Genomic DNA, 14,804 nt, shown 5'->3' on the forward strand with positions numbered 1-14,804 from the left:
ACCATTCGCCCTCCGATGACAGAGGGGTACACGCGAATGAACACGTGGAAGAGGAACGCAGGCGCGGCCATGCTGAGCGCACTGGCGCTGCTGGCCGGCTGCGGCGGCGATGACGATGACGACAAGCCCGTCGAACAACCCGAGCAGCCGGCTCCCGGCCGGCCGATGGAACTGACGATCCTGCACATCAACGATCATCATTCCAACCTGGATAGCAAGAAGAAGGACCTCAAGCTCAAGAACGCTGCCGGCGCGCGCGTCGCCGTGAACGCCGATACGGGCGGCTTTCCGCGAGTGACGGGCGCGATCAACGCCCTGGCTGCGCAATCCGCCAACGTGCTCAAGCTGCACGCGGGCGACGCCACCACCGGCACGCTGTACTTCAACCGAGCGGGCGAACCGGGCGAGGCCGACGCGGCCATGATGAACACCGTCTGCTTCGACGCCATGACCCTGGGCAACCATGAGTTCGACAAGGGCGACAGCGGCCTGAAGCGCTTCATCGAACTGCTGCACGCGGGCGCCTGCCAGACGCCCGTGCTGAGCGCCAACGTCACGTTCGCCGCCGGCTCGGCGCTGAATCCCTCGCGCGCCCCCGGCATGGTCAAGCCCGCCGTGGTCCTCAAGCGCGACGGCCAGGATATCGGCCTGGTGGGCCTGACCATCGCCGCCAAGACCCAGCAGTCCTCCAGCCCGGACGCCGGCACCGTGTTCTCGGACGAGACCATCGCCGCGCAGCAGCAGATCGACGCGCTGCGCGCGCAGGGCGTCAACAAGATCGTGGTGATGAGCCACATCGGCTACAGCTATGACAAGCAGGTGATCGCGCAGCTGAGCGGCGTGGACGTGGTGGTGGGCGGCGACTCGCACACGTTGCTGGGTCCCGCCTCCATGGCGGACTATGGCGTGGGCTCGCCCGCGGGCGCCTATCCCACCGTGCTCCAGGACAAGGACGGCAAGCGCGTCTGCCTGGTGCAAGCGTGGGAATACTCGCAGGTGGTCGGCGAGCTGAAGGTGAGCTTCGACGCCAACGGCGACGTCACCGCCTGCGCCGGCACGCCGCATGTGCTGATGGACGGTCCGCTGAAGGTCGCCGGCGCCGCACCCTCGGCAGCCGACGAGGCGGCGATCCAGACCGACATCCAGGCCAGTGGCTTCCTGCGCATGCAGACGCCGGACGCGCAGGCCGCGGGCGTGCTGCAGCCGTTCAAGGCCAAGGTCGACCAGTTCAGCCGCAGCCTCGTCGCTTCGGTGCCGCAGGAACTATGCTCGCGGCGCGTGCCGGGCGGCCCCGGTTCGCGCGACTACAGCCGCTCCAGCGCCGCCTGCAACACGCTGGGCAGCGTCAGCCTGCGCGGCGGCGACATCCAGCAGCTGGTGGCCCAAGCCTACCTGGACGTGGCCAACGCCAGCTATGGCGGCGCCGACATCTCGCTGCAAAGCGGCGGCGGCGTGCGCGTGCCGCTACTGGGCAACGTAACGGCGGCCAACGTGATCGAAGTGGTGCCTTTCGGCAATATGCTCTGGCGCCTGGATGTGACCGGCGCCGAGGTCAAGAGCATGCTGGAAGACGGCATGCAGGCAGTCTACGGCGCGGGCGGCTCCACCGGCCCCTATCCTTATGCCGGTGGCCTGCGCTGGGACGTGAATGCGGCCCAGGCCCAGGGCAGCCGCGTGTCCAACATCGAAGTCCGGGATCAGGCCAGCGGCAACTGGCTGCCGCTGGACGCGGGCCGCAGCTACAAGCTGTTCGTGCTGAGCTTCAACGCCACCGGCGGCGACGGCTACAAGACCCTGGCCAACGTGCCGGCCTCGCGCCGGCAGGACATCGGCGTGCTGGATGCCGACGTGCTGCAGGCCTACATCGACAAGCAGGCCAAGGACCCGGTCAGCGGCCTGCCGGTGCTGAATCTGCTGCCCGTGAGCCTGTACAGCACCAAGACGTACAGCGAGTAGCGGCAGGCGCCGGGCGCGGCCATCAGGCCGGCTGCGCCCGGCTTTCGCGGTAGACGCGCTCGGTATTGCCGACGAACGTCGTCAACGAGAACTCCCGCAGCGCGGTGCTGCGGGCCTCGGCGCCCATCACGCCCAGGACCTCGCGGTTTTCCAGGATCTTCGACAGCGCTTCGACGATGCTGTCCACCGAGGCCGGCGGCACCACCCAGCCATCGCGGCCATCGGTGACGTTCTCGGGCAGCCCGCCCACGGCGCTGACGATCACGGGCTTGCCTGCGGCCATCATCTCGCGGCAGGCAAAGGAAATCGTCTCCAGCTTGGACGACAGCACAAAGCCCACGTCCAGCGCCGACAGGAAGGGGCTGACGTCCTCCATCAAGCCCGTAAACACCACCTGCTCCGACATGCCCAGTTCGGCCACGCGGCGCATCTGCTCCGCGTCGGGCAGCTTGCCCGCAATCAGCACCACCACCTGCCGCCGCTTGTTGTCGGGCAGCATGGACACGGCGGTCACCATGTCCAGCCAGTTCTTGTAGACCGCGGTGCCGGCATTGCTGCCGATGACCAGCCGACCCTGCATGCCGTCGGGCAACAGGCTGCCGCGCGCCTGCGCCGCCTCCCGGCGCGAGGCCGGACTGCACTTTTCCGTATCCACCCCGTTGTGCACCACCCGCAGGTCCTCGTTGCGGAAGACCGACTGCTTCATGCGGCGAAACGTATGGGTGCACACGCAGATGACGCGGTTGGTGCCCCATTTGGCGCGCACCCGCGCACCCAGGCTGTTGGCGCTGCGGTCGGTGTGCTGCGTGTAGACCATGAAGGGACGCCGCGCCCCCATGCCCACGGTCGCCAGCATGCACAGGCGGTGGTCGGCCGAGCCGTTGACGTGGACCACGTCGAACTGTTCGTCGCGCAGCAGGGCGCGCAGACGGCGCAGCGCGCGCAGCTGCTGCAGCGGACGGCCCTTGAATTCCAGGGCCAGCGTGCGCACGCCGGGCAGGGCCGCGGCCTCGGCCAGCAGGCGGCTGCTGGCGGGCGCGGCCACGGTCACCTGCGACTTCTCGCACAGGATGCGCGCCAGCGACATCACGTAGGTGGTGTGGCCGCCGCCATCGCCTTGGTGGAAATTGGTGTACAGAATCTTCATGGGGTCATACTCGAAAACGGCTGCTCGGGCAGCAGGCAGCTCCAGTCGCGCTTCTCGAACACGTCATCCCCCAGCCGGCTGGCGGGCGACAGGTTGTAGACCTTGATGCCGCGTTCGCCGAGCAGCCGGCTGGCTTGCCGGAAGGCGGGTTCGATGTGTCCGGAGAATTGCCGGTCCAGCGCGGTGGACAGCTGCGTTGCCGCGCTTTCATAGAATCGGGGTCCCGCCGCAGCCGTCAGGTCCAGGCCGTGCAGGTATATGGTTTTCGCGCCCAGCCACGCCAGCAGCTGCAAGCCCGTATAGGCCACGGTGCCGCCGCCGAACAGGCCGCGCGGCGGGTCCAGGCTGAAGCCGTGCGCATGCACCGGGTTGCGCGCGTCGAACAGCACCAGTCCGGGGTCGTCGGCCAAGCGCGCTTCCAGCTGCTCGGGGCGCGCGCGCGGCTGCAGCGCGCGCTGGTGCACTTCTTCGAACAGCGCGATGCGGCAGCGCACGTCCTTGCGGTCGAACAGGAAGCCTATCCAACGGTAGACCTCGGGCGTGACGAACAACGTTAGATCCTGCGCCAGCACTTGCGCCACCAGATCGCGCCTGCGGTTGACGAAACCGGCATCGAGCATGGCGTAGTAGTCAAAGCGCAGGGTAGGGTGCTGACGCCGCAGCGCGATCGAGCCGTTGACGCCCATCGTCACATCCAGCCGGCAACGCGCGTAGTCGATCTGAGCCACCGAGGGGCCGCTCAATATCAGATGGGCGTCGGCTGCGATGTCGCGCGGCAGTTGATCCAGCGGGGTGGTGGCAGGGCCTTGCACGCCGCGCAGTTCACATCCTGTCAGCCGCTCCTGCCCACCGCGCTGAACCGTCACAAAGGGCCACAAGGTTTCGTTGTGCCGGTATGCGGCGGGCCGGGTGTGGCGATAGAAGTAACGCAGGCCCTTGGTCAGCGGACGCGAACACAGCAAACGTGGAATGAGCCCGGGACTAGGCATGAGCAATGTTGCGCGGAAGCCGCGAAATAACCTTGTAAGCGGCGAATTCTACGCAGGCAGACCTGTCGAAAAAGCGAGTGAACCCTTGAAGATGTAACGCTTTTATGGAAACTCCAAAACGTCCCTAAATTTGTTGCCGACGCTTTCCACAGAGCACGGCATCGCGGCGCCCCAAAACTTTCGATTACGTTTTGCCGCAAAGATTAGCCTGCTGGGCACAGCCATGCGCTAGCTGCGGGGCCGCGCCTGCGGCCTTCCGCTACGATGCGGGTATCGCAATGTCCCGATTCAAGCAATCAACCCTGGATAGGAAGAATTTCGATGTCTACGACCGCCACCCTGAACACGGCTGCCGCCCACGCACCCCGCCTGAGCGTGCCCGCGTTCCGCGCGCGCAAGCACCAGGAGCCGCTGGTGATGCTGACGGCCTACACGGCGCGCATGGCCGAACTGCTGGACCCGCATTGCGACGCCCTGCTGGTGGGCGACAGCCTGGCCCAGACGATCTACGGACTGCCTTCCACCGTGCCCGTCACGCTGGACATGATGATTGCGCACGGCGCCGCCGTGGTGCGCGGCTCGCGCCGGGCGCTGATCGTCGTCGACATGCCTTTCGGCAGTTATGAGGAAAGCCCCGAGCAGGCCTTCCGCTCCGCCGCGCGCATCATGAAGGAAACCGGCGCGGGCGCGGTCAAGCTCGAAGGCGGCCAGAGCATGGCGCCGACCGTCGCCTATCTGTCCGCGCGCGGCATCCCGGTCATGGGCCATGTCGGCCTGACGCCGCAAGCCGTGAATATCCTGGGCGGCTACGGCGCGCGCGGCCGCGGCGAAGCCGAATACGCCCGCATCGCCGCCGACGCCGCCGCCGTCGCGGACGCCGGCGCCTTCTCGCTGGTGATCGAAGGCGTGGTCGAGCCGCTGGCGGCGTCGATCACCGAGGCCGTCGCCTGCCCGACCATCGGCATAGGCGCATCCGCGCGCTGCGACGGCCAGGTGCTGGTGGTGGACGACATGCTGGGCATGTTCGAGCGCACCGCGCGCTTCGTGAAGCGCTACGACGACCTGGCCGGCCGCATTCAGCAGGCGGCGCAGACCTATGCCACCGAAGTCCGCGCGCGGACCTTCCCCGAATCGGCCCATCTCTACGGCGTGGCGGGCCGCGCCTGATGGCGGCGCGCGTTTCTCGCTAGAATCTTCCCCATGCCTTTCTACGCACACACCTCATGAGCACGCCCCGCATGGACACGCCCCAATTGCAGGACGCCATCGCGGACGCCATCAGCACCGCCACGCGCGGTGCCGGGCGCGTGAACATCCTGGTCGCGGGCAAGACCGGCGTGGGCAAGAGCACGCTGATCAATGCCGTATTCCGCGGCGACCTGGCCAAGACCGGCGCGGGCAAGCCCGTCACCCAGTCGACCCAGGAATTCACCCGGGCCGGCCATCCGCTCACCATCATCGACACGCGCGGCCTGGAGGTCGGCGACTACGAGCGCTCGCGCCAGCAGCTGGCGGACCTGATCCAGGAACGCTCCGCCGCCGACGATCAGGACCGGCACCTGCACGTGGCCTGGCTCTGCATCCAGGACAGCAGCCACCGCGTCGAAGACGCGGAAATCGAACTGTGCAACATGCTGTCCGATGCCGGCATCCCCGTCATGGCGGTGCTGACCAAGGCGCGCAAGAACAGCCCCTTCGTCGACGAAGCGCGCAAGCTGCTGCCGCGCGCCAAGCAGGTGGTGGCGGTGCGCGCGCTGCCGGAATGGATCGAGGAGCTGGACGCGGAACTGCCGCCCATGGGCCTGGACAACCTGATCGAGGCCACCGCCCTGCACATCCCCGAGGCGCAGCAGCGGGCCTATGCCAACGCGCTGTCCACCCGCAACAAGAAGGCCCTGGAAGTAAAAAAAAAGCGGGCTGAGATAGAGGTCAACGTGGCCGCGGGGCTGGCCGCATCGGCCGCCGCCGCGCCCATCCCGTTCTCGGACGCCGTTGCGCTGGTGCCCATCCAGGTCGGCATGATCGCCAAGATCGGCATCACTTTCGGCATGGAACTGAATACCGCCGCCATCACCACGCTGGTCACCTCCACGCTGGGCGCGTCCGCAGCCACCCTGATCGGGCGCTCGGTGGTCTCCGGGCTGCTGAAATTCATCCCCGGCGCGGGCAGCGCAGTGGGCGGCACCATTGCCGCCACCACCGCCGGCGCCATCACCAAGCTGCTGGGCAATGCCTACGTGGCCGTGCTGTATGACTTCTGCCTGAAGCATCCGGGCAAGGACATCGACATCGCGATGATCGCCCAGGCCTTGAAGCAGCGCGTCAGCTTCTGAAGCCCGCTGCGGCCGCACTGGTATCCGTGCACTAGTGTGAAGCGGCACCTGGCGAATTGCGCCGCAGCTGTAGCGCCAGATCTATACTTTCCAGACCGCCCCCGCCGCTGCGACGCGCCAGCGGCCCGGACGTCCCGCGCCGCGCGCCGGATGCTCTTGCGCAGGCCCAGGCAGCCTGCGCGCAGGGAGACGTTCATGACTCGCAAATACATCGATTGCCGCGAATACCCCAGCGCAATGAACTGCACGGTGGCGCTGGCGGCGGATTCCGAAGGCGAATTGCTGGAAGCCGCCGTGCAGCATGCAACCACGGTGCACAAGCATGCCGACACCCCCGAGTTGCGTACGCAGCTGAAATCGCTGTTCCACGACGGCACGCCGCCAGTTGAAATACCCAGCCGCACATGAGGCGGCCGCCATTGGCGCCGGCGCGGTTCGCCACGCCGGCGCTTGCGCCCATCAAAGCGTCACGGAAGCGTCCCGGTTTGCGCGGACGGCTCCGCGCGCGCCGGCATCAGGCCCGGGCCGCAACAGGTTGAGCGGCCCGCACCGCTTCGAACAGATTCTTCGGATCGGGCAGTTGCGGCGCAACCTCGATGCGGGCGCCCACGCCATGGCGCACGGCGGCGTCGCGCAGCCAGCGCAAGGCCGAGAAGTCTTCCAGCGCAAAGCCCACCGAATCGAAGATGGTCACGTCGGCTGCGTTCTTGCGTCCGGCGGATTGGCCCGTCAGCACCCGCCACAATTCCGTCACCGCGAAGTCGGCAGGCATCTGCTGCAGGTCGCCCTCGATGCGTGTCTGCGGCTCGTATTCCACGAACACCGGGCCCGCGCGCAGCACGTCCGCATGCAGTTCCGTCTTGCCCGGGCAGTCGCCGCCGACAGCGTTGATGTGCATGCCAGGCTCGACCATGTCCGCGGTCAGGATGGTGGCGTAGGCCTTGTCCGCCGTCACCGTGGTGACGATGTCCGTGCCCTTGACCGCCTCTGCCGCACTATCGAAGCGCACCACGCGCAAGCCGGGCACTGAAGCCAGATTGCTTTCAAGCTTGCGTGTGGCGCCTGCGTCCACGTCATAGACGTGCAGCGTGTCGACGCCGAGGATGTAGTGGAAGGCCAATGCCTGGAACTCGCTCTGCGCGCCGTTGCCGATCAGCGCCATCCTGCGCGAGTCCGGCCGGGCCAGCGCGCGCGCCGCCAAGGCGGAGGTCACGGCCGTGCGCAGCGCGGTGGTCAAGGTCAGCTCGCTGATCAGCAGCGGCTCGCCCGTGCTGACCTGCGCCAGCGCGCCGAATGCCATCACGGTGGACAGGCCGGCCTGCGGATTGCCCGGGTGGCCGTTCACGTATTTGAAGGTGTAGTACTCGCTGTCGGCGGTGGGCATCAGTTCGATCACGCCGGTTGCCGAATGGCTGGCCACCCGCGCGCTCTTGTCGAATTCCTGCCATCGAAGAAAGTCCGACAGCAGGTAGTCCAGCAGACCGGAAAAGACCTGTTGCGGGCCTTGCAGGGCCACGATTTTGGCCACGTCGGAAGTTGAAAGCAGCGTCGTCAATTTGTTCTCCCCGAGTTATGGAACAGAAATTCTGGGGGATGGGCAAACCAATTAATAGTGACAACAATCAACACAAAACGCTAAGATTCTGCCACTCTGATAGCAATAATTAGCACTTTTCACAATGGACACGCTAGATCAGAACCTGCTCGGCCTGCTGCGCGCCGATGCCCGCATGTCGGTCGCCACGCTGGCGAAGAAGCTGGACGTCTCGCGCGGCACCATCGACAACCGCATCCGCAAGCTGGAAGAGCGCGGCATCATCCGCGGCTACACCGTGCGCCTGCGGCCAGAGGTTGAAACCGAAGACATCGTCGCCTGGATGAGCATTGCCGTCGAAGGCCACGAAACCCGCAAGATCGTGAGCCTGCTGATGGGCGAACCCGCCGTGGCGGGCCTGCACGACACCAACGGCCGCTGGGATCTGCTGGCCGAGCTGCGCGTGCCCACCATCGACCAGCTGTCCGAAGTGCTGGACCGCCTGCGCACGCTCAAGGGCATCGCCGCCACCGAAACCAGCATCCACCTCAAGACCTTCAAGGCGCTTTGAGCGCCGGCATACGGGGAAACCCGATATAAAAGTTTGCATGGGCCCCATGACGCCGCGTTATGCATAAGGTCGCGGCGGCTTGTGTCCGCCCGACCGAATTCCCCGCCAGATCATCGTCTTAGCGTAGCGCCCGGCGTAATTTCCCTGGCTCGCCGCCAGTCGCCACAGCGGTTCCGGATTTCCGCCCGTGCATGCATGCTTGCGCCTTCAGCCTGGAGATCCACATCGTGAGTAATGCATACCCCGCCCGCAAGATGGGCCTGGCGGTCGCCCAGATGGGCGCTGTGAACCTTGCCGATTCCCGCGCGGCCGTGGTCCACCGCCTGGTCGAAATGATGCGCGAGGCCGCCGCCCGCCGCGCGGAGTTTGTCGTTTTTCCCGAGCTGGCGCTGACCACGTTCTTTCCGCGCTACTGGATGGAAGACGCCGAGGCCGTCGAGCGCTACTTTGAAAAAAGCATGCCCAACGCCGACGTGCAGCCGCTGTTCGACACCGCGCGCGAGCTGGGCATAGGCTTCTACCTGGGCTACGCCGAACTGACGCCCGAAGGCCGCCAGTTCAACACCGCCATCCTGGTGGACCGCAGCGCCAGAATCATCGGCAAGTACCGCAAGATCCACCTGCCGGGCCACTCCGACCACAAGATCGGCGCGCCGTTCCAGCACCTGGAGAAGAAATTCTTCGAAGTCGGCGACCTGGGCTTCGGCGTCTGGGAAACCAACGACGTGAAGATCGGCATGTGCCTGTGCAACGACCGCCGCTGGCCCGAAACCTATCGCGTCATGTCGCTGCAAAGCGCCGAGCTGATCGTGCTGGGCTACAACACGCCGTCCCTCAACATCCACTGGAACGAGCCCGCGCACCTGCGCACCACCACGCATGAGATCGTGCTGCAGGCCAGCGCCTACCAGAACGCGGTGTGGGTCGGCGCGGCCGCCAAATGCGGCCATGAAGACGGCCACCACATGATAGGCAGCTCCATGATCGTTGCGCCTTCCGGCGAGATCGTGGCGCGTTCCAGCGGCGAAGAAGATGAGGTGATCACCGCCCGCATCGACCTGGCCATGGGCCAGGCCTTCCGCGACCATGTGTTCAACTTCGCCAAGCACCGCAATCCGCAGCATTACAAGCTGATCGTCGAGCGCACCGGCGCGGGCGATCCGCTGCCCACGGCGGCCATCGACTGAAGGCGACGCCTGCCCGCGGCGCGGGCGGGCGCCCTCCGCGCTGCTAGACTGCCTGCTGGCCCACAGACCGACCCGCAGCAGGCAACAACCATGCGCCTCATCGACACCGAACAAACCCGCAACGCCCTGTCCTTCGACGCCGTCATTCCCGCCTTGCGGGAGGCCTTCCGCGGCAGCGCCACCGTGCCGCCGCGGCATGTCCACGCCATCCAGTCGGGCAATGCGCACGGCACCTCGCTGATCATGCCCGCCTGGAGCGACCGCGGCTATTTCGGCGTGAAGATCATCAACATCTTCCCCGAGAACACCCACCAGGGCCTGCCCGGCCTGCACGCCACCTACAACCTGTACAGCGCCACCACCGGCGTGCCAATAGCCCAGGTCGACGGCGACATCGTCACCGTGTACCGCACGGCGGGCGCGGCCGCGTTGGGCGCGGATTACCTGGCGCGCGCCGACGCCAGCACGTTGCTCATCGTGGGCTCCGGCCGCATCGCCGGCCTGGTGGCGCAGGCCATGCGCACCGTGCGCCCGATCCAGCGCGTGCTGGTGTGGAACGTGCGTGCGGCCGGCGCCGAGAAGCTGGCGGGCGAGCTGCGCGCGCAGGGCTTCGATGCCGCGGCCGCCGCCGACCTGGAAAGCGCCGCACGCCAGGCCGACATCATCAGCTGCGCCACGCTGTCCACCGTACCGCTGATCCACGGCGCCTGGCTGCGTCCCGGCGTGCACCTGGACCTGATCGGCAGCTTCAAGCCCGAAATGCGCGAGACGGACGCGGCCTGCTTCGACGGCACCTCGGTCTACGTGGACACCGGCGAAGCGCCCACCAAGTCCGGCGACCTGCTGGCCGCCTTCGAGGCCGGCGCGCTCAAGCGCGAGGACATCCGCGGCGACCTGCACCAACTGGCTGCCGGTGAGCTGCCAGGCCGCCGCGACGACCAGGAAATCACCGTGTTCAAGGCCGTGGGCAGCGCGCTGGAAGACCTGACGCTGGCGACACTGGTGTACGAATCGGTCAGCGGCGAACGCGCCTGAACGCGGAGCGTCCGCGCCCCTATTCGAAGCCGCGCGGGCCCAGCGCCTGGACCATGTAGTCGATGAAGGATTTGATGCGCGAAGAGATCGCGGTGTTGCGGTAGTACACCGCGTTGATCGGCTGGCGCACGTCCTGCGTCTGCTTCACCAGCAGCTGCTGCAAGGCGCCGCTGGCGCGGTCTCCGCGCGTCATGAAATCCGACAGGCAGACGACGCCGCCGTCGTTCAAGGCCAGTTGCCGCAGGGTTTCGCCGCTGAACGCGCGCACGTGCGGCTTGATGTGCAGGGCCTGGCCGTCGGCCTCCAGCAGGGGCCATTCGTTCAGCGCTTCCAGCTGGCTGAAGCCCAGCAAAATGTGCGAAGCCAGATCGGCCACGCGCCGCGGCGTGCCATGCGCGTCCAGATAACCGGGACTGGCCAGCACGCGCACGCGGCTGTGGCCCAGTGGCACCGCATGCAGCGATGAATCCTTCAGGCGTCCGATGCGGATGGCCAGGTCGGTGCGGCGCTCCAGCAGGTCGATGTTGCCTTCGTTGCTGTTCAGTTCCAGCTCCACCTGCGGATAGCGCTTGCGATAGCCCGGAACCAGCGGCGCGATCACATGCAGCATGAATGGCGAGGCTGCGTCCACCCGCAAGCGCCCGGCCGGCTGGTTGCGGCGCAGGCTCATCAGTTCCTCGCTTTCTTCCACCGCGGCCACGATCTTGCGCGCCTGCTCCAGATAGGCGCGGCCTTCCTCGGTCAATTCCAGCCGCCGCGTGGTCCGGCGCATCAGCGTGGTCTGCAACTTCTCTTCCAGCCGGCTCATGGTCCGGCTGGCGGCGGAAACGGTCTGTCCCAGCACGTCTGCGGCAGCGGTGATGGAGCCGCTGTCCACGATGGCGATAAAGACCTGCATTTCATCGAGGGTCGTCTTCATTCTTGCATTTATATCAAAAGTCTTTCGTGCATACCGGACTTTTTCCGCAAGTATCCGACGGGCACACTGCAGGCATTCCCGGGTATCTGCGCCCGGATCCGCGAACCCATCAGGAGTTACCCATGAACATTCCCGCCTTTGGCGTCGGCACCTTCCGCTTGCAAGGTCAAGCCGTCATCGATTCCGTGCGCAACGCGCTGGATCTTGGCTACCGCGCCATCGACACCGCGCAAATCTACGAAAACGAAGCCGAGGTCGGCCAGGCCATCGCCGAATCCGGCGTGCCGCGCGAGGCACTATTCGTCACGACCAAGATCTGGGTGCCCAACTACGCCCGCGACAAGCTCATCCCCAGCCTGAAGGACAGCCTGGCCAAGCTGCGCAGCGACTACGCGGACCTGACCCTGATCCATTGGCCCGCGCCTGGCAACGGCGTGTCCATCGAGGAATTCATGAGCGCGCTGGCCGAGGCCAAGACGCAAGGGCTGACCCGCCAGATCGGCATCTCCAACTTCCCCATCGCCGAAACCCGCGCCGCCATCGCCGCCGTGGGCCGCGAGCAGATTGCCACCAACCAGATCGAACTCAGCCCCTACCTGCAAAACCGCAAGCTCGCCGCCTTCCTGCAGGAACAAGGCATCCCGGTCACGTCGTACATGACGCTGGCCTATGGCAAGGTGCTGAAGGATCCGGTCATCGGCCAGATCGCCCAGCGCCACGACGCGACGACCGCGCAGGTCGCGCTGGCCTGGGCGCTGCAATTGGGCTATGCCGTCATTCCTTCGTCGACCAAGCGCGAGAACCTGGCCAGCAACCTGCTCGCCCAGGACCTGCGGCTGACGGACGAGGAGATGGCGCAAATCGCGGCGCTGGAGCGCAATGGGCGCGAAGTCAGTCCCGAGGGCCTGGCGGCGCGGTGGGATTAAGCCGCAACTAGTGAAAATGCACCATTGCAAATCCAGGGACTAATACTTTCAGATACTAGCGAACCGGCTTAGGCGCGCCTATATATCGCACCTACGGGCGCAATCTTCACTGTCGTCATGTCGTCTTGCCTCAAAACGCCGCCCTCGCGCTGAAAGCCTGTCTCCACTGGAGTACGCCATGGCTGCAAAGAAGCAAGCGGGGCGCGCCGCCCCGGCACGCAAGACGGCGGACAAAAAACGGCAGGCCGCCACAGTCAGCACGGCGGCGGCCAAGACGCCCCGGCCCGCAGCGAAGCGCAAAAGCCGCAAGCCGCCGCCAGCGCTGCCGTTTCGCCGCACCGCCAAGCCCGACGCCTTCGACGTCCGCGACCTGCCGTTCCGCCCCAACATCTCGGTCACGCCCAAGACCGAGATGATTCCCGCAATGGGGTTGACGGTGAAGCACCAGGAAGACACCTCGGCCTGCACCGGCTTCGCCTTGTCCACCGTGGTCGAATACCTGCTGCGCAAGTCGGAGCGCGAACCGCGCCCGGCCATTTCGCCATTCATGCTGTACTCCATGGCCAGGCGCTATGACGAGTTCCCGGGTTCGGTCGACGATACGGGATCGAGCCTGCGCGGCGCACTCAAGGGCTGGTTCAAGCACGGCGCGTGTTCCCAGGAATTGTTTCCGGCCCTGGCCATGCCAGCGGCGGCCAACGAGACCGCCGACGACTGGTGGCTGGACGCCGTCAAGCGCCCGCTGGGCGCCTACTACCGCATTGACACCCGCAACATCGTCGAAATGCACGCGGCGCTCAACGAGGTCGGCATCCTGTACGCCAGCGCGGGCTGCCACGCCGGCTGGGACGATGGCCATGGCGTCACCCCGCAGAAGGCGCCGTCCACGCCGGGAACCCAGCCGTTCTGGATCATCCCGCCCGACAAGCAGGACGCCGCCACCGACGGCCATGCCTTCGTCATTGTTGGCTATACCCAGGACGGCTTCCTGATCCAGAACTCCTGGGGCGAGGAATGGGGAACCCATGGCATGGCGGTGCTGACCTACGACGACTGGATGCGCAACGCCATGGATTGCTGGGTGGTGCAACTGGGCGTGGTCACGCACGAGCACACCAAGATATCGAACAGCATCACGCTGCGCACCGACGGCAAGAAGGTCACGCTGGCGGCGGGAACCGTGTTGCGCAACCGCGAGATCTCGCCCTTCATCGTCAACGTGGGCAACAACGGCAAGCTCAGCAACAGCGGCACGTTCCGCACCACACCCGACGATCTGCGCGCCATTGTCGACGTCCATATGAACGCCGCGCGCGAGAAGTGGGGCTTGAAGGACAGGCCCATGGACGTCTGCGTCTATGCGCATGGCGGCCTGGTGGGTGAAGAAGATGCGGCGGAAGCCGCCGCCGAATGGATACCGCTGCTTTACGAGAAGCAGATTTTTCCAGTCTTCCTGATGTGGGAAACGGACTTCATCACCACCGTGAAGAACATCATCCAGGACGCCGCCCACAGCGTGCCGCGCACCACGGGCGGCCTGGGCGAGCGGCTGGAGCGCTGGTGGAACCAGCGCCTGGAACGCTGGCTGGCCAGGCCTGGCACCGTGATCTGGGGCGAGATGAAGCAGAATGCCCAGGCCATGAGCGAACCGGCGCCCAAGGGCATGACGCAGGAAGAAGCCGCGATGACCATGCTGTACAAGCACTTCAAATCGCATGTCAGCGAGGGCCGTGTGCGCCTGCACATCGTCGGCCATTCGGCCGGCGCCATCGTCGCCAGCCACTTCGTGCACCGCTTGACGGCGGACGGCGGCAAACTGGAGTCGCTCAACCTGATGGCCCCGGCAGTCACGCTGGACACCTTCCAGAAACTGGTCGTGCCGCACCTGAAGACGCGGGTAAAGCGCTATCAGCAGTTCCATCTTTCCGACCGTGCCGAGGAAGACGATCCCACCTGCGGCCCGTACCGCCGTTCGCTGCTCTATCTGGTGAGCGAATCCTTCGAAGGCGGCACCACCACGCCGCTGCTGGGCATGGAGCGTTATTTCAGCAATGCCGGCATTCCTTGCGACGCCGTGCATATATCACCCGCGGGCAGCCCCGCGCCCGGCTCGGCCAATCCGCCCGTGGCGGCCAGCACGCACGGGGGCTTTGACAATGACAAGGGCACTCAGCAGCAGATCATTGCGTTCATCAAGCGTTGAGGGC

At 66.2% G+C, this 14,804-nt stretch carries 13 protein-coding genes; 9 read left to right on the plus strand and 4 right to left on the minus strand.

Annotated features, from left to right (window positions below):
* Positions 1 to 36: 36 nt before the first annotated feature.
* A complete protein-coding gene (locus tag HV793_RS05850) occupies positions 37 to 1,956 on the plus strand; it encodes a bifunctional metallophosphatase/5'-nucleotidase (RefSeq protein ID WP_175212817.1) in 1,920 nt (639 codons plus the stop codon).
* A 22-nt stretch (positions 1,957 to 1,978) separates the two neighbouring features.
* Here the strand turns inward: HV793_RS05850 and HV793_RS05855 are convergent, their stop codons facing one another.
* Together HV793_RS05855 and HV793_RS05860 are read right to left on the minus strand one after the other, a co-directional pair.
* The gene (locus HV793_RS05855) at positions 1,979 to 3,103 is read right to left on the minus strand and encodes a glycosyltransferase family 4 protein (protein ID WP_054455364.1); all 1,125 of its coding nucleotides are present in this window, start codon (positions 3,101 to 3,103) and stop codon (positions 1,979 to 1,981) included.
* On the minus strand, positions 3,100 to 4,092 hold the full coding sequence (locus tag HV793_RS05860) for a WaaZ-like lipopolysaccharide core biosynthesis protein (protein ID WP_119449895.1): 993 nt from the start codon (positions 4,090 to 4,092) through the stop codon (positions 3,100 to 3,102). Before HV793_RS05860 ends, HV793_RS05855 begins: the two co-directional genes overlap by 4 nt.
* 321 nt (positions 4,093 to 4,413) lie before the next feature.
* Between HV793_RS05860 and panB the strand changes: the two genes are divergently transcribed.
* From panB to HV793_RS05875, 3 genes are all read left to right on the plus strand, one after another.
* Entirely contained in the window at positions 4,414 to 5,259 is an 846-nt protein-coding gene (gene panB / locus HV793_RS05865; protein WP_175212818.1) for a 3-methyl-2-oxobutanoate hydroxymethyltransferase, read from the plus strand.
* A 56-nt stretch (positions 5,260 to 5,315) separates the two neighbouring features.
* A complete protein-coding gene (locus HV793_RS05870) occupies positions 5,316 to 6,425 on the plus strand; it encodes a YcjF family protein (RefSeq protein WP_054455371.1) in 1,110 nt (369 codons plus the stop codon).
* Between the two features lie 195 nt (positions 6,426 to 6,620).
* Positions 6,621 to 6,833: a DUF1059 domain-containing protein gene (locus HV793_RS05875; RefSeq protein ID WP_054455373.1), complete on the plus strand. Its 213-nt coding sequence runs from the start codon at positions 6,621 to 6,623 to the stop codon at positions 6,831 to 6,833.
* Positions 6,834 to 6,939: 106 nt separating this feature from the next.
* Here HV793_RS05875 and HV793_RS05880 read toward each other — a convergent pair whose 3' ends face one another.
* Positions 6,940 to 7,980: an ornithine cyclodeaminase gene (locus HV793_RS05880; RefSeq protein WP_125470603.1), complete on the minus strand. Its 1,041-nt coding sequence runs from the start codon at positions 7,978 to 7,980 to the stop codon at positions 6,940 to 6,942.
* Positions 7,981 to 8,104: 124 nt separating this feature from the next.
* Here HV793_RS05880 and HV793_RS05885 point away from each other — a divergent pair, with 124 nt between their 5' ends.
* From HV793_RS05885 to lhpI, 3 genes are all read left to right on the plus strand, one after another.
* Complete coding sequence (locus HV793_RS05885) at positions 8,105 to 8,530, plus strand: Lrp/AsnC family transcriptional regulator (protein WP_119449891.1); 426 nt, start codon at positions 8,105 to 8,107, stop codon at positions 8,528 to 8,530.
* Positions 8,531 to 8,784: 254 nt separating this feature from the next.
* Positions 8,785 to 9,717, plus strand: a complete 933-nt coding sequence (locus HV793_RS05890) for an N-carbamoyl-D-amino-acid hydrolase (protein ID WP_175213156.1) — start codon at positions 8,785 to 8,787, stop codon at positions 9,715 to 9,717.
* A 90-nt stretch (positions 9,718 to 9,807) separates the two neighbouring features.
* Positions 9,808 to 10,752, plus strand: a complete 945-nt coding sequence (lhpI, locus tag HV793_RS05895; RefSeq protein ID WP_175212819.1) for a bifunctional Delta(1)-pyrroline-2-carboxylate/Delta(1)-piperideine-2-carboxylate reductase — start codon at positions 9,808 to 9,810, stop codon at positions 10,750 to 10,752.
* A 19-nt stretch (positions 10,753 to 10,771) separates the two neighbouring features.
* Here the strand turns inward: lhpI and HV793_RS05900 are convergent, their stop codons facing one another.
* On the minus strand, positions 10,772 to 11,671 hold the full coding sequence (locus HV793_RS05900; RefSeq protein WP_119449889.1) for a LysR substrate-binding domain-containing protein: 900 nt from the start codon (positions 11,669 to 11,671) through the stop codon (positions 10,772 to 10,774).
* A 122-nt stretch (positions 11,672 to 11,793) separates the two neighbouring features.
* Between HV793_RS05900 and dkgB the strand changes: the two genes are divergently transcribed.
* Positions 11,794 to 12,597, plus strand: coding sequence for a 2,5-didehydrogluconate reductase DkgB (gene dkgB / locus HV793_RS05905; protein WP_175212820.1), 804 nt, complete (start codon positions 11,794 to 11,796; stop codon positions 12,595 to 12,597).
* A 178-nt stretch (positions 12,598 to 12,775) separates the two neighbouring features.
* On the plus strand, positions 12,776 to 14,800 hold the full coding sequence (locus tag HV793_RS05910) for a C1 family peptidase (protein ID WP_175212821.1): 2,025 nt from the start codon (positions 12,776 to 12,778) through the stop codon (positions 14,798 to 14,800).
* Positions 14,801 to 14,804: the final 4 nt, after the last annotated feature.

It is taken from the genome of Achromobacter aegrifaciens (genome assembly GCF_902859965.1).
Lineage (GTDB): Bacteria > Pseudomonadota > Gammaproteobacteria > Burkholderiales > Burkholderiaceae_B > Achromobacter > Achromobacter aegrifaciens.